Origin of the sequence: Pseudonocardia sp. HH130629-09 (assembly GCF_001294645.1) — a bacterium.
In the GTDB taxonomy this organism is placed as follows: Bacteria; Actinomycetota; Actinomycetes; order Mycobacteriales; family Pseudonocardiaceae; genus Pseudonocardia.
In genome coordinates, this window is the sequence record NZ_CP011868.1 from 5165510 (window position 1) to 5191570 (window position 26061).

Here is a 26061-nt window from a genome sequence, read left to right on the forward strand (position 1 = left end):
ACCTCCTTACCGGGGCGTCTGGGTGAGCTCGTCGGCGCCGGGCGCTGGGATGGTGGTCGGGCCGAACTGGAGCAGGCCGCGGAGGATGCCGCCGTTGGCATCGCGCAGGCTGGTGACCGACGACGTCTGGTAGACGAAGGCGTTCAGGTCCGGCAGGTACTGCTGGAGACCCGCGGTGACCGGGTCGAGCCGGCCGGAGATCTGCTCCAGCGCGGGCAGCGTGCCGTTCAGGTCGTTCACGAACGGACGCAGGTCCGCCGCGACCGGCTTGAGCTTCTGCGCGACCGGGCGGGCCTTGTCGACGGTGGTGTCGAGCGTGTCGACGGTGTCGGTCAGCCGGTCCAGGGCGCCGGGCAGCTGTTCCGAGGCGGCCAGCACGTTGTCCAGGGTCGGGTCGAGCTGGTCGGACAGCTGCTGGACGTTGCCGGTGGCCGCACCCAGGTTGTCGACGACGCCGGGAAGCTGGTTCAGCGAGTCCCGCAGGGCCTGGCTCTGCGCGGACACCGTCCGCAGCGTGGTCGACAGCGAGTTCGCCAGGGTGGTGAGCCGCGTCTCGTCGCCGCCGACGGCGGTGGACAGCTGCCCGATCGAGGTGACCAGGCGGGCGAGGTTCTCGCGCCGCAGGTCGAGCTGGTCCACGACCGGCTTGAGCCGGTCCACCACCTCGGTCGTGGCGCGCACGCCCTGCGGGAGGTCCTGCGGCGCCGTCGCCAGCGCCACGTCGGAGGCCTCCAGCAGCGACTGCACCGCGGCCAGCGCGTTCTGGTCCAGGTGGGCCAGGGCCGCGTCGATCTGCACCGGCGGCTTCGCGTTGGCGACGGGGAGCACGCCGTAGTCGTCCAGGACCGTGCCGGCCGGCGTGCCCGGATCCATCTCGATGTACATCTCGTTCAGCGGGCTCTTCGGCCGCAGGACCACGGTGGCGTTGTCGTAGACCGGGCCGTCGTAGTCGGTGCGGTCGATCGCCAGGAGTACTCGGCCGGTGCCCTCCGGGGTCAGCTCCGAGGAGCGGATGTCCCCGACCGGGACGCCGGACATCCGGACCTCCTGGCCGCGGCCCGGGGCGAGCGCCGGGGTCTCGGTGAAGGTCGCGTAGACCATCGTCTCGTTCGCCCAGGGCGTCACGAACCGCTGCTGGGACAGGATGTATCCCCCGCAGACCAGGCCGAGCACCATCACCACGCCGAGCGCGATGACGTTGCGGCCCAGGCCCGGCTCGTTGCGGACCCGGTCCACGGCCGAGCGCACCCGGGCGCCGAGGCCCCGCGGGGCCTCCGGCTGCGACGTGGGAGTTGCCGTCATCATCGACCACCCGTCCCGTGGAAGATCTGCTGGAACATGTTCTCCAGGCTCACCGAGCCCAGGCCGGGCACGGTGCCGAGACCGGGGCCGGGGTGGAAGGACACCGCGTGCCCGTTGGGGTCGACGTAGGCGCCGGTCCGGTTCAGGTTCGAGAACATGTGACCGACCTCGTCCTTGAGGGGGACACCGCGGCTGTCGACCGCGGAGTAGGGGCCCTCGCCGACGAACGGGGTGTTCAGCGAGTCGAGGACCGGCCCGTTGAGCCGCTCCAGCGGCGCGGGCAGGTCGTCGAGGACCCGGGTGGCGCCCTCGCTCGCCGGGATCAGTCCCTCGACCAGCGGCCGGGTGTCGACCAGCGCCGCGCGCAGGTCGGAGACCAGCGGGCGGGCATCGGCCAGCACCGGCTCGGCGCGGCCGAGGAGCCCGTCGAGCTCCTGGACCGCCGGCCGGGCCGGGCCGGCGGTGTCGCGCAGCTTGTCCAGCGACACGTTCAGCCGCTTCAGGCCGGCGTCGGTGGTGTCGAGGACACCGGGCAGCCGGTTGACCGCGTCGGCGACCGGGCCGGAGGTCTCGGCCATGACCTGCGTGGTGTCCTGCAGGTTCGCGACGATGCCGTCGAGCTGGCCGGGCTCACGGTTGAGCGCTCCGGTCGTCCGCTGCAGACCGCGCACGACGTCGGTCAGGTCCTTCTCCGGCTGGGTGCCGCGCAGGGACTCGATGACCCCGGCGCCGGGGCCGAGGGTCCCCGGCGCGGCGGCGAGGAGCTCGTGCAGCGCCTCGTTGCCGCCGGCGTCGCCGAGGGTCTCGTCGAGCTGGGTGATCGCGGTCGTCGCGCCCTTCAGCGCGTCGGGCTGCAGCCGCTCGGCGACGTCGTCGACCTCGGTGGGCAGCCGGGTGCGGTCCACCGGGATCTGCTCGGTCCACTCCGCGGAGCGGTCACCGCCCGGGACGATGTCGATGTAGAACAGGCCGGACAGCAGGGTCGTGGGCCGCAGTCGTGCCGACGGCCGGTCGCCGACGGCCTCGACGACCTCCGGGTCGACGACGACGGTCACGATCGCGCCGCCGTCGTCGGCCGGGTCGACCGAGCTCACGACACCGGAGTCGACACCCGCCACCTTCGCCTTCGACGCGTCCTCGAACAGGAACTGGTTCGCGGCGAAGTGGATGGTGCGGGTCTGCGAACCGGTCAGCTTCGCCATCAGCGTCTTGACCTGGGGCTTGTAGAGACCCAGGACCAGTGACACCAGCATCAGGCCGATGACGGCGAGCGCGGCGACCCACAGCGGGAGGCGGCGCCGCAGCCGCGGCGTCGAGGCGGGGGCGGTCATCAGTTACCTCCGAGAAGGCCGCCACCGGCGGTGCTGTCGCCCTGGCCCGGCTGCTCCTGCGGGGTCCGGTTGGACGGGCCCGGGGCGGGCAGCAGGCCCAGCGAGGCGTCGTTCGGCGCCTGGCCGGGGGCCGGGTAGGGATCGCCCGCCCGGGTCGGGTCGGGCAGGCCCGCCGCACCGGTGAAGGACTCCGGCCGCACCATCAGCGTGAACCGAAGGTGGTGGCCGGCGGCGTCGCCGTCGGACAGCGCGAAGCTGGCGTGGGTGAACCACTGCGCGATCTCCGGCGAGTAGGGCGCCAGGACCTGCAGCGGGGTGTTCGCGAACCCGACGCCCTGGGTCACCTTCGGCGCGACGGGGCGCGCATCGGCGACCGCGGGGGTCAGCGAGCCGAGCGCGGGCACGGCCGAGTCGGAGACGCCGGGCAGCTTGTCCAGCGGCCGCGGCCCCTCGACCAGCACGCCCCGCAGGTCCGGAGTGGAGTCGCCCAGCGAGCGGGCGCCGGGCTGCAGCTGCGTCATCGCCGAGTTCGTCGACGCGAGCGGCTGCTGCAGGTCCTCCAGCGCCCGGCGGGCGGCGGGCAGCGCCTCGGGGGCGATGTCCAGGGTGTCGGCGAGCGCCTTCCCCCTGTCCGCGTTGATCGCCGCGAACGTGGTGTCGAGCTGTCCGACCAGGGAGGAGATCTCCTGTTCCCGGCCGGCGAAGCGCGAGGACAGGCTCTCCAGCGACTGGAGCATCGAGGTCAGGTCGCGGCCGCCGTCGATCGACAGCGACCGGGCCGTCGTGCCGAGCGAGGGCAGGATCTGCGGACCGGCCTTCGCCACGTCCTGCAGGTCCTGACCGTGTCCGGCGGCGCCGTTGCCGAGCTCCTGCAGCGCGGAACGCGAGGCGTCCTGGGTCGCCGGGTCGAAGACCTTGGCCAGGTCGAGCAGCTGCACGGCGCTCCGGGAGCGCTGCACCGGCAGGACCTCGTCCTCACCGAGGACGCCGGCCGGCTCGCTGCCGATGTCGAGGTCCAGGTACTGCTGGCCGAGACCGGAGCGGCCCGTCACCGCGGCCGAGCCGTCCCGGAAGACCTGCGTGGCGGCGTCGTCGAGCTGCATCCGGACCTGCGGGACGCCGTCGGCGAGCGTGATGTCGTCGACCCGGCCGACCCGCACCTGACCGACCCGCACGTCGTTGCCGACGGCGAGGTCACCGGTGTCCGAGACGGCCGCGGTGCGGAACTCGTGCTGGGCGAAGGGGAGACCCTTCTGGGCGGTCAGCGCGACGTAGAGGAAGAAGCCGGCTGCGACGAACATCAGCAGGCCGATCAGGCCGGACCGGAAGCGCGCGCCGCGCTTGGGCTTGGCACTCGCCATCACTGGCCTCCCAGCAGGGTTCCGAGCGCGCCCTGCTCCTGCTCGGGGCTGAGCCCGGTGGCGCTGCTCTCGGGGGTGGGCTGGCTCTGCAGCAGGGTGTTGGAGTCCTGGCCCGGCTGCGCCGCGGTCCCCGGTCCCGGCTGGGACGGGGCGGGCTGGTTCACCTGCTCGTTGGGGGTGGCGTCGGGCGCGGGCACGGGCGCCGCGTCCGGCAGACCACCCGGCGCGAAGCCGGTGACCGGATCACCGTTGAGGACGTAGCTGGCCCGGAAGTAATGGGACAGCCCGTCCTTCTCGTTCGTGGTCAGCGCCCAGTTCCGGATGAAGCCGAGCACGTTGCCGAGGTTCCCGTTCAGGTCCCGGACGATCGGCTCGGCACCGGTGACGGTGCGCTGCAGGTCCGGGCCGGCGGCCCGGAGCTCCGCGGCGACCGGCTGGGCCTGGTCGAGCAGCTCGCTCGCCCGGTCCAGGACCGGGTCGGCCGAGGCGAGCGCCGGGTCCGCGGAGTCGGCGAAGCGCTGCAGCTCCCGGCTGATGTCCACCAGGTTGTCGGTGGTCGGCCGCAGGTTGCCCAGGGTGACCGCGGTGGACTGCGCCGTGCCGGCGAGCTCGCCGAGGGTGGCGCGGGCGGCGGCCAGGGTGCCGGGCAGCTCCTGCAGGGTCCCACGCAGCTGCGCGTCGCGGGCGGAGGTGGTGTCGAGCAGCGACGTGGTCGAGGCGACCAGGCCGTCGAGCCGCCGGCCCTGGTCGACGGCCAGCGCGCCGGTGACCGGTTCGACCTGGTCGACGACCCGGCCTAGCAGCTCGTTCTGGTCGGACAGCACGGCGACCAGCTGGCTGGTGTCCTGCATGGCCGGGGCCAGCGCGGCGAGGGTCTTCCGGATGTTCTCGCCGTTGTTCTGGGTGCCCTGACCGAGGGTGGTGACCAGCGCGGCCAGCGCGCCGGCCGTCGGGTCGTCCAGGGTGTCCAGGATGTTCTGCAGGTCGGCCTCCTGGCCCGTCCGCTCGACCCCGATCGGCGTGTTCATCGGCAGCTCGGGCGAGCCGGGGGTGCCGGTGTTCAGGTTGATGAAGCGCTCACCGAGCAGGGAGACGGGGGCGACGGTCGCCTTGGCGTCGGCGTGGATCGGCAGGGCCCGGGCGTCGACGCGCAGCGGGACCTCGGCGATCTTGCGCTGCGGGTCGAACTGCAGCTGGCCGACCTCCCCGACCGCGACGCCGTTGATCTTGACCTGCTGGCCGGAGAGGATCGGGCTGACGTCGGCGAACTCGGCGATCACGATCCGGCCGGACTCGGCGTTCGAGATGCCGGCCGCGGCGCCGGTGCCCGCGAGGAGCGCGACGACGCCGACGGCGAGGATCCGCCAGCGGGAGAAGCCCAGGGTCGTGCTCATCGCGGACCCTCCCCGCTGGCGTCGCCGAGCTGCGGCAGGAGCGGCGCACCCGGGCTCTGCTCACCGTTGCCCGAGGTGTCGTCGGCCGAGCCCGGGGCGGGGTTCAGGTTCGGGACGATCCCCGGGGGCGTGACTCCCGGCGGGTAGATGACCGGCGTGGCGGGCCCGGCCTGGGCGAAGATCCGCATGTAACGGCCGTTCGAGTCGAAGTTCTGGGCGGCGGATCCCCAGGTGGAGAGGAACCCGACGACGTTGGGCGTGTAGGGCCGCAGCGCCTCGAGCACCGGGGCGTAGCCGCCGGCGGTCTCGGCGAGTCCCGGCAGGGCGCGGTTCGAGGAGTCGAGCAGGCCGGGGGTGCGGTCGAGGAGCGCCGAGGCCGCCTCGAGGGTGGGCTTGAGGTCGGCGACCAGCGGGCGCAGGTCCTGCAGCAGCGGGGCGAGCTGCTGGGACACGCCGGGCAGCTTCTCGGTCGCCGGGCGCAGGTCCTCGAGCAGTGGGAGTGCCTCGTCGGTGACGCCGGGGACCTTGTTCAGGGTGCCCTGGGCGGTGCGCAGCGTCGGGGGCAGCTTCGCCAGCGCGGCGCGGAGCTGCTCGCGCTGTGCGGCCGTCGCGCGGGTACTGGTGGCCAGCTCGTCGACGACCGCACCGAGGTCCTGCTGGCGCTGGGCCAGGGTGTCAACGGTGCCGTTGAGATCGGTCACGAGCTTGGAGATCGCGGGGCCGTCGGTGCCGATGCCGCGCAGCACGTTGCCGACCGCGGCGAGCGCGGGACCGGCGGTGTTGACGGTCGCGTTGAGGTCCTGCTCGTGTCCGGTGACGGTGTTCTGCAGGGTGCCGACCAGGCTGGTCAGCCGGGCCCGGGTGGGCTCGTCGAGGGCGGCGAGCACGTCGGCGACCTCGGTCGGCTTCGGGAAGTCGCCCTGCACCATGCCGCCGGAGGGGATCTCGGCATAGTCCTTCGGGCCGTCCTGCACGAACAGCAGGCGTTCACCGACGACGGCCTTCCACTGCACATGGACGAACGCGCCGGCGTGCAGCGGGGCCAGCTCGTCCTCGACGGAGAACTCGACGACGGCGTGGCCCTCCTCGGGCCGGACGGACTCGATCTCTCCGGCCTGGAAGCCGTCGATGTAGATCGGCGCACCGGGGATGAGGTTCGGGTTGCCTGCGGGCAGGACGGCACTGACCGTGTAGGGCTGGGCACCGCCGACGGCGACGAACACACCCCCGACCACGAGCAGCGCCACCACACCGGCGGCGAGCTTGCCCAGGACTCCGCTCATCTCAGTCCATCCCGAGGGGTCCGGCGGACTGCCCCGCGAGGAACTGCTTGACGAACGGGTCCTGGTGCTCGAAGGCCTCGTGCGCCGGTCCGTAGTGGACGACCTCGCCCTTCCAGATCAGTCCGACGTAGTCGCTGACCTTGCGGGCGGTCTTGATGTCGTGCGTGACGAGAAGATACGTCCCGCCGTGCTGGTTGTGGACGTCCATGATGATGTCGCAGAGCAGCGAGGTCCGGACCGGGTCGAGGCCGGAGTCCGGCTCGTCGAACAGCACGATGTCGGGGTTCATCACCAGTGCGCGGGCGAAGCCGGCGCGCTTCTTCATGCCACCGGACACCTCGTTGGGCGCCTTGTGCGCGGCCCTGGCCAGACCGACCTCGTCGAGCGCGGTCATGACCGTCTTCTCGACCTCCTTCTCCGACATCCGCGTGTGCTTCCGGAGCGGGAAGGCGACGTTGTCGTAGAGGTTCATCGAGCCGAACAGCGCGCCGTCCTGCCAGCAGACGCCGAACCGGGTGCGCATGTCGTAGCGCTCGTTCTCGCTCATCGACCAGATGTCGACGCCACCGACGTAGACGGCGCCGCGGTCCGGGGCGAGCAGGCCGACCAGATGCTTGATCAGCACCGACTTCCCGGTACCCGACGGGCCCAGCACCGTGGTGATGGCGTCGTGCTGGAAGTTGAAGTTGATGTTCTTCAGGATCTGGGTGCTGCCGAACGACTTGGCGAGGCCCTCGACCTGCAGGATCGGGTCGGTCCCGTGGCGGAACTCCCGCGTCTCGGTCGACCAGCCGGGACCACGGGTGGCCGTGGCCTGGGCCCCCCCGTCGTGGACGGGTGGAATCTGCTGGGTGGGGTACTCGGAGTCCGGCCGCATCGGCCGGGGCTGGTTCGGCGAGGTCACTGATCCTCCTGGACGACCTGGCGCGCACCGGCGCGGGGGCGCCGGCACGCGGACCACGTGCTGCGGGGAGCGGTCCCGGAGGCTTCCGGGGACCGTGGACGCGCGGACGCGTCCTGCGGTGGTGCGGGAACGGCACTGCGGTCCGGGAGCGGGAGCGGTGCCGTGCGGTGGACCGGGCGGCGGGGAGCGACGTCCGGTCCGTGGCCGGGCTGGGGAGGGCCGGGCCGTGGCGGGGGTCTTCGTCGGGGCGGGTCGGGGGTCTCGTGCTGGGCGAGGGGGTCGTGCTGCGCGAGGGCGCTCCGGGGCCCGGCCGCCGGGGGAATGGTGCGGCGCGGGCTCCGGCCGGATCAGTTGGCGATCGGGGAGTTCGTGTCGAGCCCCCAGAAGGCCAGGGTGCCGATCGCTCCGATGGCGGAGATCAGGACCAGATTGATGATCATGGATTTCGCGGTGGCGCGGCCGACACCGACCGGTCCCCCGCTGGCGTTGTATCCGTAGTACAGGCCCACGCCGACGATGACGATGGACTCGACCATGACCTTGGTCAGGGCGGCCATCATGTCGTAGGGGCTCTGGTACAGCCAGAACAGGTAGAGGAACCCGCCGGGTGAGACGCCCCCCAGGTTCACCACGGTGACCAGGTACATCGCGACGTAGAGGATGGCCAGGCCGACGAAGTACATGAACGGCACGGCGATCACGGTGGCCGCGATCCGGGTGCCGACCAGGAAGGACTTGGACTTGATGCCCATGACCTCCATGGCGTCGATCTCGTCGGAGATCCGCATCGAGCCGATCTCGGCGACGTAGCCGCAGCCGACCTTCGCCGCGAGGATCCAGCCCCACATGTAGGGCGACAGCTCGCGCAGCCCGCAGTAGGCGTCGAAGACCGCCGAGTAGAGCGGGGCGCCGATCTGCTTGAGCGTGTAGCTGGCCTCCAGGCCGCACTGCCCGCCCATGATGAACATCATGAACCAGATGATCAGAGCGGAGCTGAAGATCAGGATGCCCGCCTGGCGAAACACCTCGGGCACGTAGCGGCGGAACATGTCCGGGAAGTCCCGGACGACGTCCGCGGTGAACCGGCCGATGTCGCCGGCCTCGTTCAGGCCGTTCTTCAGCTTCCCACTCATCGAGGAGAAGCTGACGTCCACGCCCTGCTTCTCCGGAGCCCGGAGCTCGGGCTCCTCGGGTCCGCGGCCGGGGCCGCGGTCGTCGAGCTGTGTCATACCACCCTCCTCTACTTGTAGACGCTCATCTGCGGGTTCAGGCCGAGCATGGTCAGCGTGAACACGAAATTGATGATCCAGATGCCGGCGAAGGCGATGACGACGGCCTGGTTGACCGCCCTGCCCACGCCGATCGGCCCACCCTTGGCGTTCATGCCGATGTAGCAGCTGACGACACCGATGATCAGGCCGTAGAAGGCGCACTTCACGACGCTTCCCCACAGGTCGACCGTGTTGAGCAGGTCGAACAGGGAGCCGTAGTAGGCGGCGTAGCTGGCGTCGAAGATCGGGCCGGCCGCGACGTAGCCGCTGACCAGGCCGACGACCAGCGCCAGGATGTCCAGGATGGCGGTCATGATCGTGCAGGCGAGCACGCGGGGCAGCACCAGCGTCCGGACCGGGTCGACGCCGAGGACCTCCATGGCGTCGATCTCGTCACGGATGCGCCGGGCGCCGAGGTCGGCCGTGATCGCCGTGCCGACGACTCCCGCGACGACCATCCCGTTGATGAACGGGGCGAACTCGCGGACCGACGCGAACTCGAAGAAGGCGCCGAGCCGGTACGGGATGCCGAAGGTGTAGAAGATGGCACCACCGGTGAGACCCGGTGCACCGAACCCGAACCCGAACGCGGCGAGGGACATCGGGAGCCAGGTGAGCTTGAGGATGTCGAAGCACTGGTCGCGCGTGTCGCCCCAGAAGCCGACCGGCTTGCGGATGGCGAGGACGAACACCCTGACCATCAGCTGCCACATCTCGCCGGCGGTGACGAACGGATCGGCGACCTTCCGCAGCACGCCCGACCCGCCGGAACCCGCCGTCCTGCGCGGTACCTCGACGGTCTCGTCGGGCGTCTGGGCGAGGGTCCCAGGCGTGGTCATAACTCTCCTTCGAGTGCGGGGCCGGAAACAGTCCGGATCCACCGATCAGCAGTCTCGCTCCGGCGGGGAGGGGCCACACCTCCCGCTGGGGGCGGATCACCCTCTCCCCGGGGGGGTATCGGTGGCGCCTGCATCCGGCCGAGTGTCGACCTCCGTACGGAGCCTCCGGCGCTGGATCAGCAGCGCTGCGCCGAGGACGAGTGCGGCCAGCAGGGCTCCCACCCCGAGACCTCCGAACAGCGCTCCGGCGACCGGGTGGACCCGGGCCACCAGGGGCAGGACGACGGCGCCGGCCACCACCAGGGCGCTGGCGGTCAGCGCGTCGCGGGCCGGCCAGGTCGGCGAACGCCAGACCCGGACGAGCCCGATCAGCCCGGTCAACCCCACGGTCAGCAGAGAGCAGCCGAGCAGGTGCACCACCGCGGGGTCGCGGGGCGCCCGGGTGGCACCTCCCACGGGTGTGGGCACGAGGGCCTCGGGCGGGCCGAGGACGTCGAGGGCGCGGACGAGCCGGTCCTCGGTCGGTGCCGGGCCTGCCGTGCGCGCGACCTCGGTCCAGACGTGCGACCGGAGGTCCTGGCGCCGGGTGAACGACAAGTGGCGGGAGGCGTCGTCGAGCCGGTGCAGGTAGTCCCGCAGCGGCAGGGGCAGCCCGCCCCGTGACGTACCGGCGCCGGCGGTCACCGGTAGCCGACCGGACCGGTGGACTGCCGGCCCGCCCGGTCGTGCTCGGCCCGCAGCCAGTGCGAGACGGCCTCGGCGCGGTTCGCGGCGCCGAGCTTGCGCAGGATGTGCTTGACGTGCGACTTCACGGTGCCCTCGGAGATCACCAGTCGGGTGGCGATGCGGGCGTTGGTGTCGCCGGTGGCCATCAGCCGCAGGACCTCGACCTCCCGGCGGGTCAGCGACGGGTCGACCGGCGCCGAACGCAGGAACCCGTCGACGACGCTTCGCTGCGGGCCGGTGGCCGCGCCCGGGGCACCCTCGGTGATCCGGCCGTTCTCGCCGTGCCCCCACCAGCCGTCGCCGAGGTCGCCCTCGCGGGCGTCGGTGATGCGGCGGGCGAGCCGGTCGACGTCGGCGCGGATCTGGGACATCTCGTCGAGCACCATCGTGCGGGTCAGCGCCTGGCCCAGCCCCTGTGCGTAGAGGGTGAGCAGCTGGCGGTCGAGGGTGTCGACGTTGCGCTGCTGGTAGTAGCAGTCGCCGTGCACGAACCCGGCGACGACGCCGTGGACCACGATCGGCGCGGCGCAGTAGCTGCGCGACATCGAGGCGTCGGCGATCGGCTTGTTGACCCCGGGGCGCTCCTGCACCTCGTCGACCATCAGCGACGTGCGGCGGCGGACCATCTCGGTCTCGACGATCCGGCCGTCGAGGGGCTGCGGGTGGGTGCGGCCCAGCGCGAGGATCTCCTCGGCCCAGGCCGGGTCGCGCTCCACGTGGACGCGCTCGGGGATCCAGAGCGAGTCCGCGACACGGGAGACGATCGACCGGTCGAAGCCGAGGCCACAGGCGGTCGCCGCCGCGGTGTCCAGCAGGGCGGTGCTGGTCCGGGCCTCGCCGAGCTGGGCGAGCGCCGAGCGGACGCGCTGCAGCGCGCGGTCGGAGTGGGCCAGCTGGTCGAGCAGGAGCTGCTCGTCGATCTCCTTGATCTCGCCGAGCATGCTCACCAGCTCCGGCGACGGGGTCGAACCGGATCCGAGCGAGGCCATGGCCTCGGCCCACACCGCGCGCAGCACCCCGCGGGCCGAACCGAGGTCGACGACGTGCTCGGGGTGCGGCAGGCGGCCGTCGTCGAGCTGGCGGCGGGCGGCCAGCAGGACGTCCACGACGCGTGCGGCCTGGGGCCGCGACATCCGACGGCCCTGTCCGGGCCAGCGGCCGCCGGTGTCGCAGCGACGCATGAACGCCACGCGGCTCGTGCTCTCGCCCATACCGTCCTCCTCCTCGTTGAGGCGGTGTCGACGTCACCATCGACCCCGGGGTGTGTTGCTCTCCCCTGCAACGAGGTGGGGACGCCCGGGTTGCGACCGCCCGGATCCTCGGATCCGCCTCGCTTACGGTCATCTTTGACTGTTTTACAGCGCGACAGAAGTCACGTCCACTGCAAATCAACCGGGTTCTGCCACCCGAACACGCAGGTGAATGCCCTCCCGGAGGCATGGTTCGGTCACGAAGAGTGCAGATTCCGAGCGGTCGGACCGTTTTTCCGCCGTGGCGCGCCCAGGCCGGTCGCGCGCCGCGAGGTTCACCCGATGGGGTCACCGGGTCAGTGCCCGCGAGGCGCTGCTGCGGGCCTCGAACTACTACCGGACCGCGGACTTCTACCGCCGCGAGGACCCGGCCCTCGACCAGGAGTCCGTCCGGCTGCAGACCGCGTCGCGCCGGACCTTCGCCGACGCCGCCGCGCTGCTCGGCACCCCGGCCCGCGCCCTGGAGATCCCCTTCGCAGGCACCACGCTGCCCGCGTACCTGTTCACCGTCGACGGCTCGGGCGTCCCGCGCCCGACCGTGATCTACCACGGCGGCTACGACTCCACCCTGGAGGGGGACTACCTCGCCCTCGCCGCCGGGGCGCTACGGCGCGGCTACAACGTGCTCGCCTTCGACGACCCCGGCCAGGGCGCGACCGTGCGCGCCGGGCTGCACTTCCGCCCCGACTGGGAGGCCGTGGTCACCCCGGTGGTCGACCTCGCGGTCACCCTGCCCGAGGTCGACACCGAGAAGATCGCCCTGGTCGACACCGGCCTCGGTGGCTACCTCGCGGCCCGCGCCGCCGCCTTCGAGCACCGCCTCGCCGCCTGCGTGCTCCGCGACGGCGTCTGGGACATGTACGAGACCGTGGCCGGCGTGGCCGCCGCCGCAGCGGACGCCGGTGGGATCGAGGCACTCGTGGCCACGAGCACCTCGGCGCGCTGGCTCGTCGACAACGGGCGCTGGACCTACGGGGTGGCGACCTTCGGCGACCTGCTCGAGGCCACCAGGGCCTACACCCTCGACGGCGTCGCCGACCGGATCACCTGCCCCACGCTGGTGATCGAGGCCGAGAACGACCAGTTCTTCCGTGGTCAACCACAGCGGGTCCACGACGCGCTGACCTGCCCCAAGGGCCTCGTGGTGTTCCCGGAGGACGAGGGCGGCGGCGAACACTGTCACGAGGGCGCCACCCTGCGGTTCCACCAGGTCGCCTTCGACTGGCTCGACGGCGTCCTCGGGGGGCGTAGCCCGCAGCGCCTCGAAGGAGAAGGACTCGTCATCGTAGAGGAACCTCATCGGACCCTCCCAGGTGAACAAGACGGAACCGTTCCGTCTCGTTCGACGGTAACAGACGGAACGGTCCGTTCCATTGAGCCCTTTTCAACCTGCCGTTCCGGCAGCTCAGGGGCCTGGTTGTGTGGGTGCAGACGCCGAGCTGGCGAGCCGGTGACCTGTGCAGCTGTGGTCAGAGCAGTTGCGCTGCAACCTTCGCGATCTCCTGACGCAGAAGCTCGCTGGTCAGGTTGAAAAAGGCTCATTGTCTCGGTTCGTCCGGTGGGTGGTTCCGGTCACCCGGACCTGAGGAGTCGGCCGTCGTCGGATTAGGGTCTCCGGCACACCCGTAGGAGGGGGAGCTCGACGATGAAGTCCTTCACCGGTCGTACCGCCGCGATCACCGGAGCCGGGTCCGGCATCGGGCGCGCGCTGGCCCGGCGCCTCGCGGGCGACGGCTGCCACCTCGCCCTGGCCGACCGGGACGCCGCGGGCCTCGCCGAGACCTCCGCGCTCGCCGGGCCGCAGGTGCGGGTCACCACCGCCGAGCTCGACGTCGCCGACGAGAAGGCCGTCTACGGCTGGGCCGACGCCGTCGTCGCCGACCACGGCGCGGTGCACATGATCGTGAACAACGCCGGCGTCGCACTGTCCGGGACCGTCGGGGGCCTGTCCCTCGAGGACTACCGCTGGATCATGGACATCAACTTCTGGGGCGTGGTCCACGGGACCAAGGCGTTCCTGCCGCACCTGGAGGCCGCCGGGGCGGGGCACGTCGTCAACCTGTCGAGCATCTTCGGCGTCGCCGCGCAGCCCCTGATGAGCGGCTACAACGCCAGCAAGTACGCGGTCCGCGGGTTCACCGAGTCGCTGCGCCAGGACCTCGAGCTCACCGGCTCCCCGGTGTCCGCGACCTGCGTGCACCCCGGCGGGATCCGCACCAACATCGCGAAGGCCGCTCGGGTCGACGACAGCGTCGCCACCGCCACCGGCAAGCCCGCCGCCGCGGCCACCGCGGAGTTCGAGCGGATGCTGAACACGACCCCCGACCGGGCCGCGAAGACCATCCTCGACGGCGTGCGACGCAACCAGCGCCGTGTCCTCATCGGACCGGACGCCTGGGCCATCGACTCCATGGTGCGGCTGCTGCCGACCACCTACCAGCGGATCGTCACCGGGGCCGTGCGCTCGCGACGCGGAAAGGGCTGATTCCCCGGTGGGCCCTGGCTAGGGTCGTAGGGCCGGGTGACCCCCGGCACACGACCCGAGGAGCCCGCCCATGAGCCCCGAGCAGCCACCCCTCACCGCGTTCGGCCCGGACTTCCCCTTCCCCTACGACGACTGGCTGGCCCACCCCGCCGGTCTCGGCCGGGTGCCACCGGACCGGTTGGGGTCCGAGGTCGTGGTCGTCGGGGCCGGGATCGCCGGGCTCGTCGCCGCCTACGAGCTGATGCGCATCGGGCTGCGGCCGGTCGTGTACGAGTCCTCGCACCTGGGTGGGCGGCTGCGCTCACAGCCCTTCGAGGGGGCCGACGGGATCGTCGCCGAGCTGGGCGGGATGCGCTTCCCCCGCTCCTCGACCGCGTTCCACCACTACGTGGACCTGCTCGGGCTGGAGACCGCGCCGTTCCCGAACCCGCTGACCGAGGCCGCCGGCAGCACGGTGATCGACCTGCACGGGCGGACGTACTACGGCCGGACCCTGGCCGACCTGCCGCCGTTCTTCACCGAGGTCGCCGACGCCTGGGCGAGCGCCCTGGAGGAGGGCGCGGGCTTCAGCGACCTGCAGCAGGCGATCCGCGAGCGCGACACCGCGCGCATCCGGGCGCTGTGGGCGGAGCTCGTCGAGGTGTGGGACGACCGCACCTTCTACGACTTCGTGTCCACGTCGAAGGCGTTCTCCGACCTGTCCTTCGCCCACCGCGAGGCGTTCGGCCAGGTCGGCTTCGGCACCGGTGGCTGGGACTCGGACTTCCCGAACTCGATGCTGGAGATCCTGCGGGTGGTGCTGACCGGCTGCGAGGACGACCAGCAGCTGGTCGTCGGCGGGGTGGAGCAGGTGCCGCAGGGACTGTGGACGCGCACCCCCGACGACCTGGTGCACTGGCCCGCCGGGACCAGCCTGTCGTCGCTGCACGGGGGCGGGACCCGCCCGGGCGTCGCCCGGCTGCACCGGCTCGACGCGGACACGATCCGCGTCACCGACGTCTACGGCGGCACCCGCGACGTGTCCGCGGTGCTCACCACCTGCCAGAGCTGGCTGCTGTCCACCCAGATCGACACCGACGAGTCGCTGTTCGGCCAGGACGTGTGGATGGCCCTGGACCGCACCCGCTACATGCAGTCGACCAAGACGTTCGTGATGGTGGACCGGCCGTTCTGGCGGGACATCGACCCGTCGACCGGCCGCGAGGTCATGTCCACCACGCTGACCGACCGGCTCACCCGCAGCACCTACCTGTTCGACAACGGACCGGGCCGGCCCGGGGTGATCTGCCTGTCCTACTCGTGGATGAGCGACTCGCTGAAGATGCTGCCGTACCCGGTGGAGAAGCGGGTCGAGCTGGCGCTGGGCGCGCTGCGGCGGATCTACCCGTCCGTCGACATCGGAGCGCACGTCATCGGCGACCCGATCACGGTGACCTGGGAGTCCGACCCGCACAGCCTGGGTGCGTTCAAGGGCGCCCTGCCCGGCCACTACCGCTACAACCGTCGGATGTACTGCCACTTCGTCCAGGACGACCTGCCGGCGGCCGAGCGCGGGATCTTCATGGCGGGCGACGACGTGTCGTGGACCCCGGCCTGGGCGGAGGGTGCGGTGCAGACCGCGCTGAACGCGGTCTGGGGGATCGTCGCGCACCTGGGCGGGTCGACCCCGCCGGAGAACCCCGGCCCCGGGGACCGGTTCGCCGAGCTCGCGCCACCGACGCTGCCGGACTGACGGACCTCGTCGGCCCGGGCGGCAGCGGCGCGCGCCGGACCGGCACGCGGGCGATGTCCTCGCCGTCGGCCAGCCGCATCGACGGGTACGGCCGCCCGCCGGCCTCGCCGAACCCGGGTCACGGGCGCAGCACGACCAGCAACGCCGGGTGGTCGGTGGTGCGACGCAGGTCGATCACCCGGGCGTCGGCGGCCGAGGCCGCGGGGGTGACGACGACGTGCTGCACACCGTCGTCGGCGGCCGGGACCGACCCCTCGGGCACGCAGGCCGCAAGGTCCGGGTCGCCCGCCGACCCCAGGTTCAGGTCGGCCCCGACGACGACCGGGCCCGCGTCGTCGCGGGCCCGCAGCCCGGCGACGACGATGCCGAACAGGTGGGCGCACTGGGCGCGGGTGACGGCCCGGTCGGTGTAGGCCAGGTGCGAGGTGCACACCCCGACCGGTCCGCCCGCGGTCGCCGTGTCCAGGCACAGCCAGGCGCGCTCCTCGGGGTCGCGCGGGTCCTGAACCGGGTGGATCCCCGCGCTCGCGACGGTCGACGGCGCGCGCGAGACCACGCCGATGCCGTACTCGTCTCCGTTCGCGCACCGGTAGGGCGACCCGGTGTCGCGGTCGCGGGCCGGCTGGAACGACGACGACGACGCCGCGCCCGGTGTGCTGCCGGCAAGGACCCGTTCGAGCTCGGCGACGTCGGCCCGGCAGACCTCGTTGAGGGTGACCGCGTCCGGCACCTCCCTCCGCAGGACCTCTGCGGCCGCGGCGACGGCCTGCCCGGTCCAGCAGCCGGCGATCCCGCTGTTGCACAGGTTCATCTGGATCACCGTCACCGTGGGTGGTTCCAGCGGAGCGGGCTCGCGGGCCGCGCCGGACGCGCAGGCGGCGAGGACCGGGAGCACCCCGGCGACGACGGCCGCGCGCCATCGGCGGGACCGTACGGGGGCGGAGCGGAGGTCGGGCACACCGCCATGATCTACCGGAAGGCGGTCGCGCGCCCCCGGCGAACCCGTCCTCTTCCGGCTCCGCGGCAAGCCACGGGGCACCGGCGACGTCCGCCGTGCACGGGGAGAGGCTCGAGGGCGAGGTCGGCCGCCCACCACGACGGTGACGCGACGGTGCACGACGCGAGAAGGCCCCGACCGGGAGCCCGGTCGGGGCCTTCTCGCGTGTGGTGCGCCCGAAGGGATTCGAACCCCTAACCTTCTGATCCGTAGTCGGCGTGACCACCTCGGCATGGCGGGGGATCGAGGTCGCGACCTGCACCACCGGCGCAGGACCGGGCAGGACAGGTACCGGTGCTGTGCAGTTCGTGGACCGACTCGGGGACCGCCCAGGGCGGGCTGGACTCAGTACGAGTGGTGGGGCGGGTCACCCAAGACGACGTCCGCGCCCTCGTCGACCGGTGGGCGCAGGTCCCTCTGAGGAGTTCCCAGCCCCGGACGGTGCGCGCGCCCCGCCGGTGAGGGTGGCGCCCACAGCACCGGAGCACGCGCTCGCGACGCCGCGCCACCGGTGTCCGGGGGGGACGGGTAGCCCGCCGACGGAGGGCCCGCGTGATCACGAGGGTCATCGTGTGCGAGTCCGGCCAGAGGCGACGTGGTCAGGTCGTCCCGCGCGGCTGACCAGACCGCCCGAACGCCGGGCCCGGTCGGCCCGCTGGAGCGACCAGGTCCCGTCCTGCCCGCGCACCGCGCACGAGTGCCATGGAGTCGTCCAGGCGTCGTCGGCCCGCACCAGGCGCACCCCCAGCTTCGACGCCCCGGCAGGATGGGGGTGGATCGACAGCCGCACGCCGTCGGGGAAGCGGTCGGCGATCAGCGCGCTCCACGCGTTGCTGCGGGCCACGACCCAGTAGGCGCGCTCCCGGGACCGGCGCTGCAGAGCCGCGCGGCTGCCCTCGTGACCGGCGGCGTCCTCGACGAGGAACCGCACGATTCCCAGGTAGAGCGCACGCTCGGAGGGGTCGGTGCGGCAACGCTGCCGCAGCTGCTCCACCGACGGGGCCCACAGCCGGTCCAGCAGCGCACGGCGCTCGTCGTGGCTGCGTCCGGGGTAGGCGTGGGAGAGATCGAAGAACTCGAACCCGGGCAGCCGCTCGGCGGCCGCGAGGGCGCGCAGGGCGGCACCGTAGTCGTCGACGTGCGGGTCGGGCACCCCGATGAGGTCGGCGAAGACGTGCCCGTCGGAGCAGACGAGGACCCGCGCACCCGGTTCGTGCACGGCGGCGATCTCGGCCCGGACCCGGTCCAGGTGGTGCAGCGACAGCCGCTCCCCGGCGTCGGGGAGCCTGCCGAGCACTTTGGCCGGGTTCGGGGACTTGCAGGGGAATGCCGGCAGCACCAGGCGCAGCGGCGTCCCGGCCGCGACGGCGGCCCGGATCTGGGCGCGCTGCGGGTCGAACGCGGACCGCGGGGGCGCCGGCTCGTCGCGGGGGGCGCGCCGGTGGCGCAGCAGGATGTCGAGGACGTCCTCGACGACGGTGTCGAGGCGGGTCCGGTCGGCGACCGGGTCCGGGGCACAGGTGATCAACGATTGTCCGATCGGCGGGCCGCCATGGGTGGCGACGGTGTGGTGGGCGTCGGTCGGGTCAGCGGGCATGCGCCGACGCGTCGTGGGTCACTCGCAGTGCGCGGACACCGCGGCCCAGCACGGCCGGGGTCCAGTCGAGTGCGGCGGGATCGGTGGCGAACCGCATGCCGGGCAGCCGGGCGAGCAGGGTGCCCAACGCGACCTGCAGCTCGACGCGGGCCAGTGCGGCACCGGGACAGAAGTGGATGCCGTGTCCGAACGCGAGGTGCGGGTTGGGCTCGCGGTCGAGCACCAGCTCATCGGCTCGGTCGAACCGGCGCGGGTCGCGGTTGGCCGCGCACAACGACACGATCACCGAGTCCCCGGCGGGGACCTCCCGGCCGTGCAGGTCGTCGGTCTCGGCGAGGAACCGCCAGGTGGTGAGCTCGAACGCGCTGTCGTAGCGGAGCAGTTCCTCCACCGCGCGCGGCAGCAGCGCCGGGTCGGCGGCGAGGCGGTCGAGCTCGTCGGGGCGGTGCAGCAGCGCGACCAGTGCGGTGGTGATCTGGTTGGTCACCGGCTCCTGCCCGGCGACCAGCAGCTGGAACACCATCGAGTCGAGCTGCTCAGCGGTGAGGTCACCGGCGTCGCGGGCCGCGACGAGGCGGGTGAGCAGCCCGTCGCCGGGCAGGTCACGGACGCCGTCGACGACGCGGGCGATGTAGTCCTGCAGCCCGTGCAGCAGCCCTTCGTAGTGGGCGCGGCGCGGGTCGGTCGGCCCGACCGGGGCGACGACGCCGCCCCACTCCCGCCGGAACCCCGACGCCAGCTCGTCGGGCAGCCCGATCGCGAGGGCCAGCGCGGCGAAGGGGAAGTGGGCGGCGAACCCGCCGACCAGGTCCACCGGCCCGTCGGTGGCCGTCAGGTCGTCGGCCAGCCGGTCGGCGATCTCCTGCAACCGGGGGCGCAGCTCCTCGGCTGCCCGTGGGGTGAAGGACTCGGTCACCAGCCGTCGCATGACGGTGTGCGTGGGTGGGTCCTGGTGCAGCAGGTGGACCTGCAGCTGGGAGTGCTGCGGTTCGGGCATGATCGACGCCCGGGCCCGCCACCCGTCGTTGCCCAGGCGGTGGTCCTTACCCAGGCGCCGGTCGTTCAGAGTGGCGTGGGCGGCGTCGTAGCCGGTCACCAGCCAGGCGTGCACACCGGACGGGAACGCCACCCGGTGGACCGGGCAGCGCTCGCGCAGCTCGGCGTAGAGCGGGTAGGGGTCGCGCTTGTAGTCCGGTCCGACGAGCGGGACCGGCTCGGTCTCGGAGGCGGTCATCGGTGTCCTCTCAGATCCGCAGCTCGGGACGGGCGACGTCGAGCCACAGGGCGAGGTCGACGACCCGCTCCAGGCGCAGCCGGGTGCCCCAGTCGAGCCCCTCGGCGGGCGCGTCGAGCAGCGGGTCGATGCGGGTGCGGTCGACGACGTCGGTGACGCCGTCCACGGTCAGGGCGTCGCGGGCCAGCTCCTGCAGCCCGGTGGTGTAGCCGGGGTCGTGGGTGGCCGGGTAGTGGTTCTTGGCCCGCCACAGCACCGACTCGGGCAGGTGCTTCGCCCCGGCGGCGCGCAGCAGCGACTTCTCCCGTCCGTCACGGGTCTGTTCGCTCCACGGGACCGAGAACGCGTACTCGACGAGGCGGTGGTCGCAGTAGGGCACGCGGACCTCCAGCCCGTGCGCCATCGACAGCCGGTCCTTGCGGTGCAGGAGCTGGCGCACCCAGCGGGTCAGCGACATGTGCTGCAGCTCCCGGGAGCGGTGCTGGGCGGGCGACTCGTCGTCGTGGTGCGGGACGGCGGCCAGCGCGTCGGCGTAGGTGTCGGCGCGGAACTCGGTGATCCGCATGGCGGCGGCCAGGTCGGGGTGCAGCGGGACGGCGGCGTCGTCGCCGGTGACCAGCAGCCACGGGAACGTCGCCGCGGCCCGCGGTCGCTCGGCGTGGAACCAGGGGTAGCCGCCGAACACCTCGTCGGCGGCCTCCCCGGACAGCGCGACCGTCGAGTGCTCGCGGATCCGGCCGAACAGCAGGTAGAGCGAGGTGTCCATGTCACCGACACCGATCGGTGAGTCCCGGGCCGCGACGACGGCGCGCCGATGTTCCAAGTCGAGCAGCGCCGCCGGGTCGAGCACGGTAACCGAGTGGTCGGTGCCGATGTGCGCCCCGGCCTCGGCCGCGTAGGGGGTGTCGTGCCCGGTACGCAGCACGTCGCCGGTGAACTCCCGCGCCTGGTCGGCGTAGTCGACCGCGTAGGAGCGCAGGACCGCGTCGGGTCCGCGACGGTCGCGCAGCTCCGCGGCGGCGAACGCGGTCACCACCGAGGAGTCCAGCCCGCCCGAGAGCAGGCTGCAGATCTCGACGTCGGCCTCCAGCCGGGACCGGGCGGCCCGCTCGACGAGCGCGGCGACGCGCTCGGCCGTCGCCTCGGAGGTGTCGGTGTGCTCGTGGAGCTCCAGCTGCCAGTAGCGGCCCGTGCGCACGCCGTCGGTGTCGGCGACCAGCCAGCCGCCCGGCTCCACCTCGTGCACGTCGGCGTAGACGCCGGGCCAGGTCGAGAACAGCAGCGAGTAGCCCTCGCGCAGGCTCTCGACGTCGGCGACCGGGTCGATGCCGGGGTGGGCGAACAGCGCCTTGGGCTCGGAGCCGAACGCGACGCCGCCGGTCGGGGTGCGCGCCCAGTACAGCGGTTTGACGCCGAGCCGGTCGCGGCCCAGCACGAGCCGCCCGGTCGGCTGGTCCCACACCGCGAAGGCGAACATCCCCTCCAGCCGGTCGAGCGCCGCGATACCCCACTCGCGGTAGGCGGCGAGGACGACCTCGGTGTCGCTGCGGGTGTCGAACCGGTGGCCGCGCGAGCGGAGCTCGGCGCGCAGCTCGTGGTGGTTGTAGACCTCGCCGGAGTAGGACAGGACGGTGCGGGTCCCCTCACTGCCGGCGAGCATCGGCTGGACCCCACCGTCGAGGTCGATCACGGCCAGGCGGCGGTGCCCGAGCGCGGCGCGCTCGTCGTGCCAGACCCCGCCGGCGTCGGGCCCGCGGGGGATCTGGGTCGCGGTCATGGCCTCGGCGACCGCCCGCAGCGCCGCCGGGTCGGCGACGGGGACGGGCTCGGCCAGGCCGGCGATGCCACACATCAGGTGTTCTCCTCGGTGGTGGGACGGCCGCGGTGCCCGATCAGCAGCAGCGCGGCGACGACGGCCGTGACGGCCGCGACGGTCAGGGCGGGACGGGTGGCGAGCACCGTGCCGTCGGTGTTCCAGGCGAGCGCCGCGGCGGCAGGGCCGACCGCGAAACCGAGCGCGCGGGCGCACTGCACGCCGGCTCCGGCCGTCGCCATCCGGTCCCGTGCGGCCCCGGCGAGGACGAGCACCTGGGTGGGGCCGCCGTAGAGGCCGGTCCCCAGCCCGGCCAGCGCCACCCGCCAGGCGACGTCGACCGGGGTCCAGGACTCCCCGTCGGGCAGCGCGGCGAGCAGCGCGAACCCGACCGCGGCGAGAGCGACGCCCGCGACCGCCACCGCACGCGGGGAGTAGCGGTCGGCGAGCCGGCCCGCGGGCGGCCCGGCCACGACCATCCCCAGCGGGAACGCCAGCAGCGCCAGCCCGGCGGCGGCGGGCCCGGAACCCCCGGCCTGCAGCCCGACGGCGACCAGGTACGAGGCGGCCGCGAACGCCCCGGCGAGCAGCGCCACGGCTGCGGCGGGCGCGGCGCCGCGCGGTCGCAGCGCCGCGGCGACCGAACGGGCTCCGGGCCGCGCCGCCCATGCGGTGAGTGCGGCGGCCGCGACCACGACCGCCGCGGTGACCACCGCTGTGCCGGCGAGGACACCGGTGGCGACCGCACAAACGAGTCCGAGACCGGCGACCAGCAGTGCGGCATCGGCCAGGCTCGCCCGGTCCGGCCCGGCGAACCTCCCGGCGGGGATCCGGGACCGGCGGACCAGCACGACCGCGACCAGCGACACCAGTACCGCGGGGACGAACGCGACGCGCCAGCCGACCAGCTCGATCAACGGCCCGCCCACCGCGGGGCCCAGCACCCCGCCGACCGGCCCGGCCGTCGCGGGCACCGCCATCGCCCGGCCCCGACGCTGCGGGGCGACCGCGGCCATCGCGAGCACCGGCATGAGCACCATCAGCACCGCGCCGCCGACACCCTGCAGCCCACGCAGCCCGACCAGGACCGGCAGCGACGGCGCGACCACGGCCGCGAAGTTCGCAGCGGCGAAGACCCCGACGGCCGCAATCAGCGCGGGCCGCACGGCGACCCGGTCCAACCACCGTCCCGCGGGCAGCAGCAACGCCACGGCCGGGATCGCGTAAGCCAGCACGACCCACTGGACCGGCCGGGGATCGGCGCCGAAGCCGTCCGCGATCCGCGGCAGCGCCACGGTGACGACGTTCATGTCGAACATCGCCACGAACGACAGCAGTCCCGCGACCACAACCGCGGCCCGGTCGTCCCGAACCTGCCCGGGGGGCTCCGACGCCGTTCCGTCCGCGCCCACTACGCACCTCCGATCACCACACCGTCGAGTGACGAGTCGTGACCACACGTGGTCGAGTTCCCGGGCGTTAGGCCCGAACGGCGCGATCCAGGTCACACCGCTGTGACGACGAACGGAGGAACCAAGTGCCCGCACACGCCGACTGGTGAGGCGTTGGGGACGAGTACGGCATGAAGGACGTGTGAGGGTGCGACGACACCGAAGGACGATCACGACGGCACTGGCCGCCGTCGCCACGGTCGTGCTGCTGGCCGGGTGCGGCGGCGAACCGGCCGCCGGCGACCACGCGGGCCACGAGGGCGTGGACATGGGCGGGTCGTCGGCGGGCGGTGCCGGGCACCCGGCCGCGCCCGCCTGCCCCCCGGTGCCGCAGCTCGCGGCCCCGCCGGAGCGCGTGGTCACCATGGACGGCGGCGCCGCCGCGATCCTGACCGAGCTCGGTCAGCGCGAGCGGATCGTCGGCACCGCGGCCCCGGACTTCTTCACCGCCTTCACCGGCGCCGAGCGGAGCGAGCTCGACTCGATCCCGGTGCTGGACACGGGGCAGGGCAACACCGAGTCGGTCGTCGCGGCGAAGCCCGACCTCGTGGTCGGGATCTCCAGCTACAGCTTCGGCGGCTTCGACGGCACCCCCTCGGTGGAGCGGCTGCAGCAGGCCGGCGCGGCCAGCCTCGTGGCCTGCGACGACACCCCGTCGCCGGTGCAGAACATCGACGACACCTACACGTTCGTCCAGCAGGCGGCGACCGTGTTCGGCGCGCAGGCGCAGGGCACGCAGCTCGTCGACCGCATCAAGGCCCAGGTCACCGCCGCGACCCCCGCCCCCGGCACCGCGCCGGTGCGGGTGCTGGCCCTGTCCTCGGCCCCGCAGACCGGCCAGCCCCTGATGACCCAGGGCGGCTCCGGGCTCGCCAACGGCATCCTCACCCTCGCCGGCGGGACGAACATCGCCGCCGACCAGGACAGCGACTTCGCGAGCCTGTCCGCCGAGCAGGTCGCCGCGCTCGACCCGCAGGCGATCGTGGTGATCACCGGCTTCTCCCCGCAGAGCGACGCCGAGCTGACCGCGGCCATCCGGTCCAGCCCCGCGCTCGCCTCGACGACCGCGGTGCGCGAGAACCGGCTGGTCACCGTGCCGCAGTCGATCACGCTGTCCCCCAGCGTGCTCAACGGGCAGGCCGTCGCCACCATCGCGAAGGGCATCCACGGCACCGGATGACCACGCACGAGGAGGCGGCGGGGACCGGTGGCCTGCTGGGCCGGGTGCCGCCGGACCGGCCGGTCCCTGCGACCGGCGGCCTTCTCGGCCGGGTGCCGCCGGCGGCCGTGCTCGCCGGGCTGCTGCTCGCCCTGCTGGCCTCGGTCGTCGTCGCGATCGGGCTCGGCCCGGTGTCGATCCCGCCCGGCCGGGTGCTCGACGCCGTGACCGCCCACCTGACCGGCGGTGTGTCGGGGATCGACCGGGCCGAGGACTTCATCGTCTGGGAGCTGCGCACCCCACGTGTGCTGCTCGGTGTCGTCGTGGGGGCCGGGCTCGCCGTCGCCGGATTGCTGGTGCAGGCCATGGTCCGCAACCCGATCGGCGACCCCTACATCCTGGGGCTGTCGTCGGGGGCCTCGGTCGGCGCGGTCCTGGTCATCACCACGATCGGCACCGCGACGGCCGGGCTGTTCACCCTGCCCGCCGCGGCCTTCGCCGGTGCGCTGCTCACCGGGCTGGGGGTCTTCGTCCTGTCCCGGGTGCGCGGCCGGCTGCACGCGACCCGGATGGTGCTGGCCGGGGTCGCGGTCGGGCAGCTGCTGGGCGGTGTCACCTCGTTCCTGCTGCTGCGCACCCGCAACACCGACGCCCAGCAGCAGGTCCTGTTCTGGATGCTCGGCAGCCTGGCCGGGGCCCGCTGGGATCTGCTCGCACTGTCCGCCGCGATCGTCGGCGTGCTCCTGGTGCCGCTGTGGTGGCAGGCGAACCGGGTCAACCTGCTCGTCCTCGGCGACGACGCGGCGTCGGCGCTCGGGACCGACCCCACCCGGCTGCGGGCGGTGCTGTTCGTCCTCACCGGGCTGCTGACCGGGGCGGTCGTCGCGGTGTCGGGCAGCATCGGGTTCGTCGGGCTCGTCGTCCCCAACCTGGCCCGGCTGCTGTTCGGCGCCGACCACCGCCGCACCCTGCCGGTGTGCGTGCTGCTCGGCGCGCTCGTCGTGGTCTGGTCCGACACCGCCGCCCGCCTCGTTCTCGCCCCGACCGAGCTGCCGATCGGCATCCTCACCGCCGCGATCGGCGTGCCGTTCTTCCTCTGGGTGCTGCGCCGCAGCGCGACCGGGGCGGTGGGCGTGTGAGCGCCCGGCTCGTCGTCGACGGCGTCAGCGTCGGCCACGGCGGTGACCCGGTGGTGCACGACGCGACGCTGACCGTCCCCGACGGTGCCGTCCTCGCGCTCGTCGGGCCCAACGGGTCGGGCAAGTCCACCCTGCTCAAGACCCTGTACCGGGTGCTCAAGCCGCTGCGGGGGCACCTGCTGCTCGGTGACGACGACCTGGCCGCGATGGCGCACCGCGACAACGCGCGCGCGGTCGGGGTGCTCACCCAGGACGACACCGGCGGGTTCGACTTCACCGCCTGGGAGGCCGTAATGCTCGGCCGCTCCCCGCACCTGGGGACCTTCGGCCGCCCCGGGCCCGGTGATGCCGCCGTCGTCGCCGACGCCCTGGCCCGCACCGGATGCACCGCGTTCGCCGCCCGCCCGCTGTCGGAGCTGTCCGGCGGGGAACGGCAGCGGGTGCTGCTGGCGCGCGCGCTGGCCCAGCAGCCGCGGGTGCTGGTGCTCGACGAGCCGACCAACCACCTCGACCCCCGCCACCAGCTCGGGGTCCTGCGCCTGGCCCGCGACATCGGGACCACCGTGGTCGCGGCGCTGCACTCGCTCGACCTCGCCGCGCAGTACGCCGACCTGGTCGCTGTGCTCGCCGAGGGCCGCATCGCCGCGGTCGGCCCGCCGGCCGAGGTGCTGACCCCCGGCCTGCTCGCGGCCCACTTCCGGGTCGACGGGTCGATCGTCGCCGACCCGGTGACCGGGGCGCCCCGGGTGCTGCTGCGCGAGCTGGACGCCGGTCAGGCCACCTCGTGACTACA

21 protein-coding genes are annotated in these 26061 nt (G+C 73.2%); 6 read left to right on the forward strand and 15 right to left on the reverse strand.

Annotation, left to right across the window (positions count from 1 at the left end; translation table 11 throughout):
* Nucleotides 1–6: 6 nt before the first annotated feature.
* The 10 genes from XF36_RS24005 to XF36_RS34530 form a co-directional block, all read right to left on the reverse strand.
* Nucleotides 7–1302 (reverse strand): MlaD family protein, encoded by a 1296-nt coding sequence (locus XF36_RS24005; protein WP_060713710.1) that lies wholly within the window; start codon nucleotides 1300–1302, stop codon nucleotides 7–9.
* Nucleotides 1302–2633 (reverse strand): MlaD family protein, encoded by a 1332-nt coding sequence (locus XF36_RS24010; protein ID WP_060713711.1) that lies wholly within the window; start codon nucleotides 2631–2633, stop codon nucleotides 1302–1304. Before XF36_RS24010 ends, XF36_RS24005 begins: the two co-directional genes overlap by 1 nt.
* Nucleotides 2633–3994, reverse strand: a complete 1362-nt coding sequence (locus XF36_RS24015; protein WP_145981488.1) for an MlaD family protein — start codon at nucleotides 3992–3994, stop codon at nucleotides 2633–2635. The genes XF36_RS24010 and XF36_RS24015 overlap by 1 nt, the downstream gene beginning before the upstream one ends.
* The gene (locus tag XF36_RS24020) at nucleotides 3994–5388 is read right to left on the reverse strand and encodes an MlaD family protein (protein WP_060713713.1); all 1395 of its coding nucleotides are present in this window, start codon (nucleotides 5386–5388) and stop codon (nucleotides 3994–3996) included. Before XF36_RS24020 ends, XF36_RS24015 begins: the two co-directional genes overlap by 1 nt.
* A complete protein-coding gene (locus XF36_RS24025; RefSeq protein ID WP_064485494.1) occupies nucleotides 5385–6671 on the reverse strand; it encodes an MlaD family protein in 1287 nt (428 codons plus the stop codon). The genes XF36_RS24020 and XF36_RS24025 overlap by 4 nt, the downstream gene beginning before the upstream one ends.
* A 1-nt stretch (nucleotide 6672) precedes the next feature.
* On the reverse strand, nucleotides 6673–7575 hold the full coding sequence (locus XF36_RS24030) for an ABC transporter ATP-binding protein (protein WP_238589003.1): 903 nt from the start codon (nucleotides 7573–7575) through the stop codon (nucleotides 6673–6675).
* Nucleotides 7576–7922: 347 nt separating this feature from the next.
* On the reverse strand, nucleotides 7923–8804 hold the full coding sequence (locus tag XF36_RS24035) for an ABC transporter permease (RefSeq protein ID WP_060713714.1): 882 nt from the start codon (nucleotides 8802–8804) through the stop codon (nucleotides 7923–7925).
* Between the two features lie 11 nt (nucleotides 8805–8815).
* Nucleotides 8816–9685 (reverse strand): MlaE family ABC transporter permease, encoded by an 870-nt coding sequence (locus tag XF36_RS24040; RefSeq protein ID WP_238589004.1) that lies wholly within the window; start codon nucleotides 9683–9685, stop codon nucleotides 8816–8818.
* A gap of 96 nt (nucleotides 9686–9781) precedes the next feature.
* Nucleotides 9782–10369, reverse strand: a complete 588-nt coding sequence (locus XF36_RS24045; protein ID WP_060713715.1) for a hypothetical protein — start codon at nucleotides 10367–10369, stop codon at nucleotides 9782–9784.
* On the reverse strand, nucleotides 10366–11622 hold the full coding sequence (locus XF36_RS34530; RefSeq protein WP_060713716.1) for a helix-turn-helix domain-containing protein: 1257 nt from the start codon (nucleotides 11620–11622) through the stop codon (nucleotides 10366–10368). Before XF36_RS34530 ends, XF36_RS24045 begins: the two co-directional genes overlap by 4 nt.
* Before the next feature lie 280 nt (nucleotides 11623–11902).
* On the opposite strand from XF36_RS34530, the gene XF36_RS24055 reads away from it, so the two are divergent.
* From XF36_RS24055 to XF36_RS24065, 3 genes are all read left to right on the forward strand, one after another.
* Nucleotides 11903–13192 carry an alpha/beta hydrolase family protein gene (locus XF36_RS24055; RefSeq protein WP_238589005.1) on the forward strand — a complete coding sequence of 430 codons (1290 nt, stop codon included), beginning with the start codon at nucleotides 11903–11905 and terminating at the stop codon, nucleotides 13190–13192.
* Between the two features lie 114 nt (nucleotides 13193–13306).
* Entirely contained in the window at nucleotides 13307–14146 is an 840-nt protein-coding gene (locus XF36_RS24060) for an SDR family NAD(P)-dependent oxidoreductase (protein ID WP_060713717.1), read from the forward strand.
* Between the two features lie 70 nt (nucleotides 14147–14216).
* A complete protein-coding gene (locus XF36_RS24065) occupies nucleotides 14217–15878 on the forward strand; it encodes a flavin monoamine oxidase family protein (protein ID WP_060713718.1) in 1662 nt (553 codons plus the stop codon).
* A gap of 118 nt (nucleotides 15879–15996) precedes the next feature.
* Here the strand turns inward: XF36_RS24065 and XF36_RS24070 are convergent, their stop codons facing one another.
* The 5 genes from XF36_RS24070 to XF36_RS24090 all read right to left on the reverse strand — a co-directional run bounded on the left by XF36_RS24070 (nucleotide 15997) and on the right by XF36_RS24090 (nucleotide 22868).
* Nucleotides 15997–16836, reverse strand: coding sequence for an endonuclease/exonuclease/phosphatase family protein (locus XF36_RS24070; RefSeq protein WP_060713719.1), 840 nt, complete (start codon nucleotides 16834–16836; stop codon nucleotides 15997–15999).
* A gap of 604 nt (nucleotides 16837–17440) precedes the next feature.
* A complete protein-coding gene (locus XF36_RS24075; protein ID WP_082375624.1) occupies nucleotides 17441–18472 on the reverse strand; it encodes an isocyanide synthase family protein in 1032 nt (343 codons plus the stop codon).
* Nucleotides 18462–19706 (reverse strand): cytochrome P450 family protein, encoded by a 1245-nt coding sequence (locus XF36_RS24080; RefSeq protein ID WP_060713720.1) that lies wholly within the window; start codon nucleotides 19704–19706, stop codon nucleotides 18462–18464. The genes XF36_RS24075 and XF36_RS24080 overlap by 11 nt, the downstream gene beginning before the upstream one ends.
* 10 nt (nucleotides 19707–19716) lie before the next feature.
* On the reverse strand, nucleotides 19717–21558 hold the full coding sequence (gene asnB / locus XF36_RS24085; protein ID WP_060713721.1) for an asparagine synthase (glutamine-hydrolyzing): 1842 nt from the start codon (nucleotides 21556–21558) through the stop codon (nucleotides 19717–19719).
* Entirely contained in the window at nucleotides 21558–22868 is a 1311-nt protein-coding gene (locus XF36_RS24090) for an MFS transporter (protein WP_060713722.1), read from the reverse strand. Before XF36_RS24090 ends, asnB begins: the two co-directional genes overlap by 1 nt.
* Before the next feature lie 250 nt (nucleotides 22869–23118).
* Between XF36_RS24090 and XF36_RS24095 the strand changes: the two genes are divergently transcribed.
* The 3 genes from XF36_RS24095 to XF36_RS24105 are packed head-to-tail and all read left to right on the forward strand — an operon-like array spanning nucleotide 23119 to nucleotide 26056.
* Nucleotides 23119–24150, forward strand: a complete 1032-nt coding sequence (locus XF36_RS24095) for an ABC transporter substrate-binding protein (RefSeq protein ID WP_060713723.1) — start codon at nucleotides 23119–23121, stop codon at nucleotides 24148–24150.
* Nucleotides 24147–25268 (forward strand): FecCD family ABC transporter permease, encoded by a 1122-nt coding sequence (locus XF36_RS24100; RefSeq protein WP_082375626.1) that lies wholly within the window; start codon nucleotides 24147–24149, stop codon nucleotides 25266–25268. Before XF36_RS24095 ends, XF36_RS24100 begins: the two co-directional genes overlap by 4 nt.
* Nucleotides 25265–26056 (forward strand): ABC transporter ATP-binding protein, encoded by a 792-nt coding sequence (locus tag XF36_RS24105; RefSeq protein ID WP_060713724.1) that lies wholly within the window; start codon nucleotides 25265–25267, stop codon nucleotides 26054–26056. The genes XF36_RS24100 and XF36_RS24105 overlap by 4 nt, the downstream gene beginning before the upstream one ends.
* Nucleotides 26057–26061 lie beyond the last annotated feature (5 nt).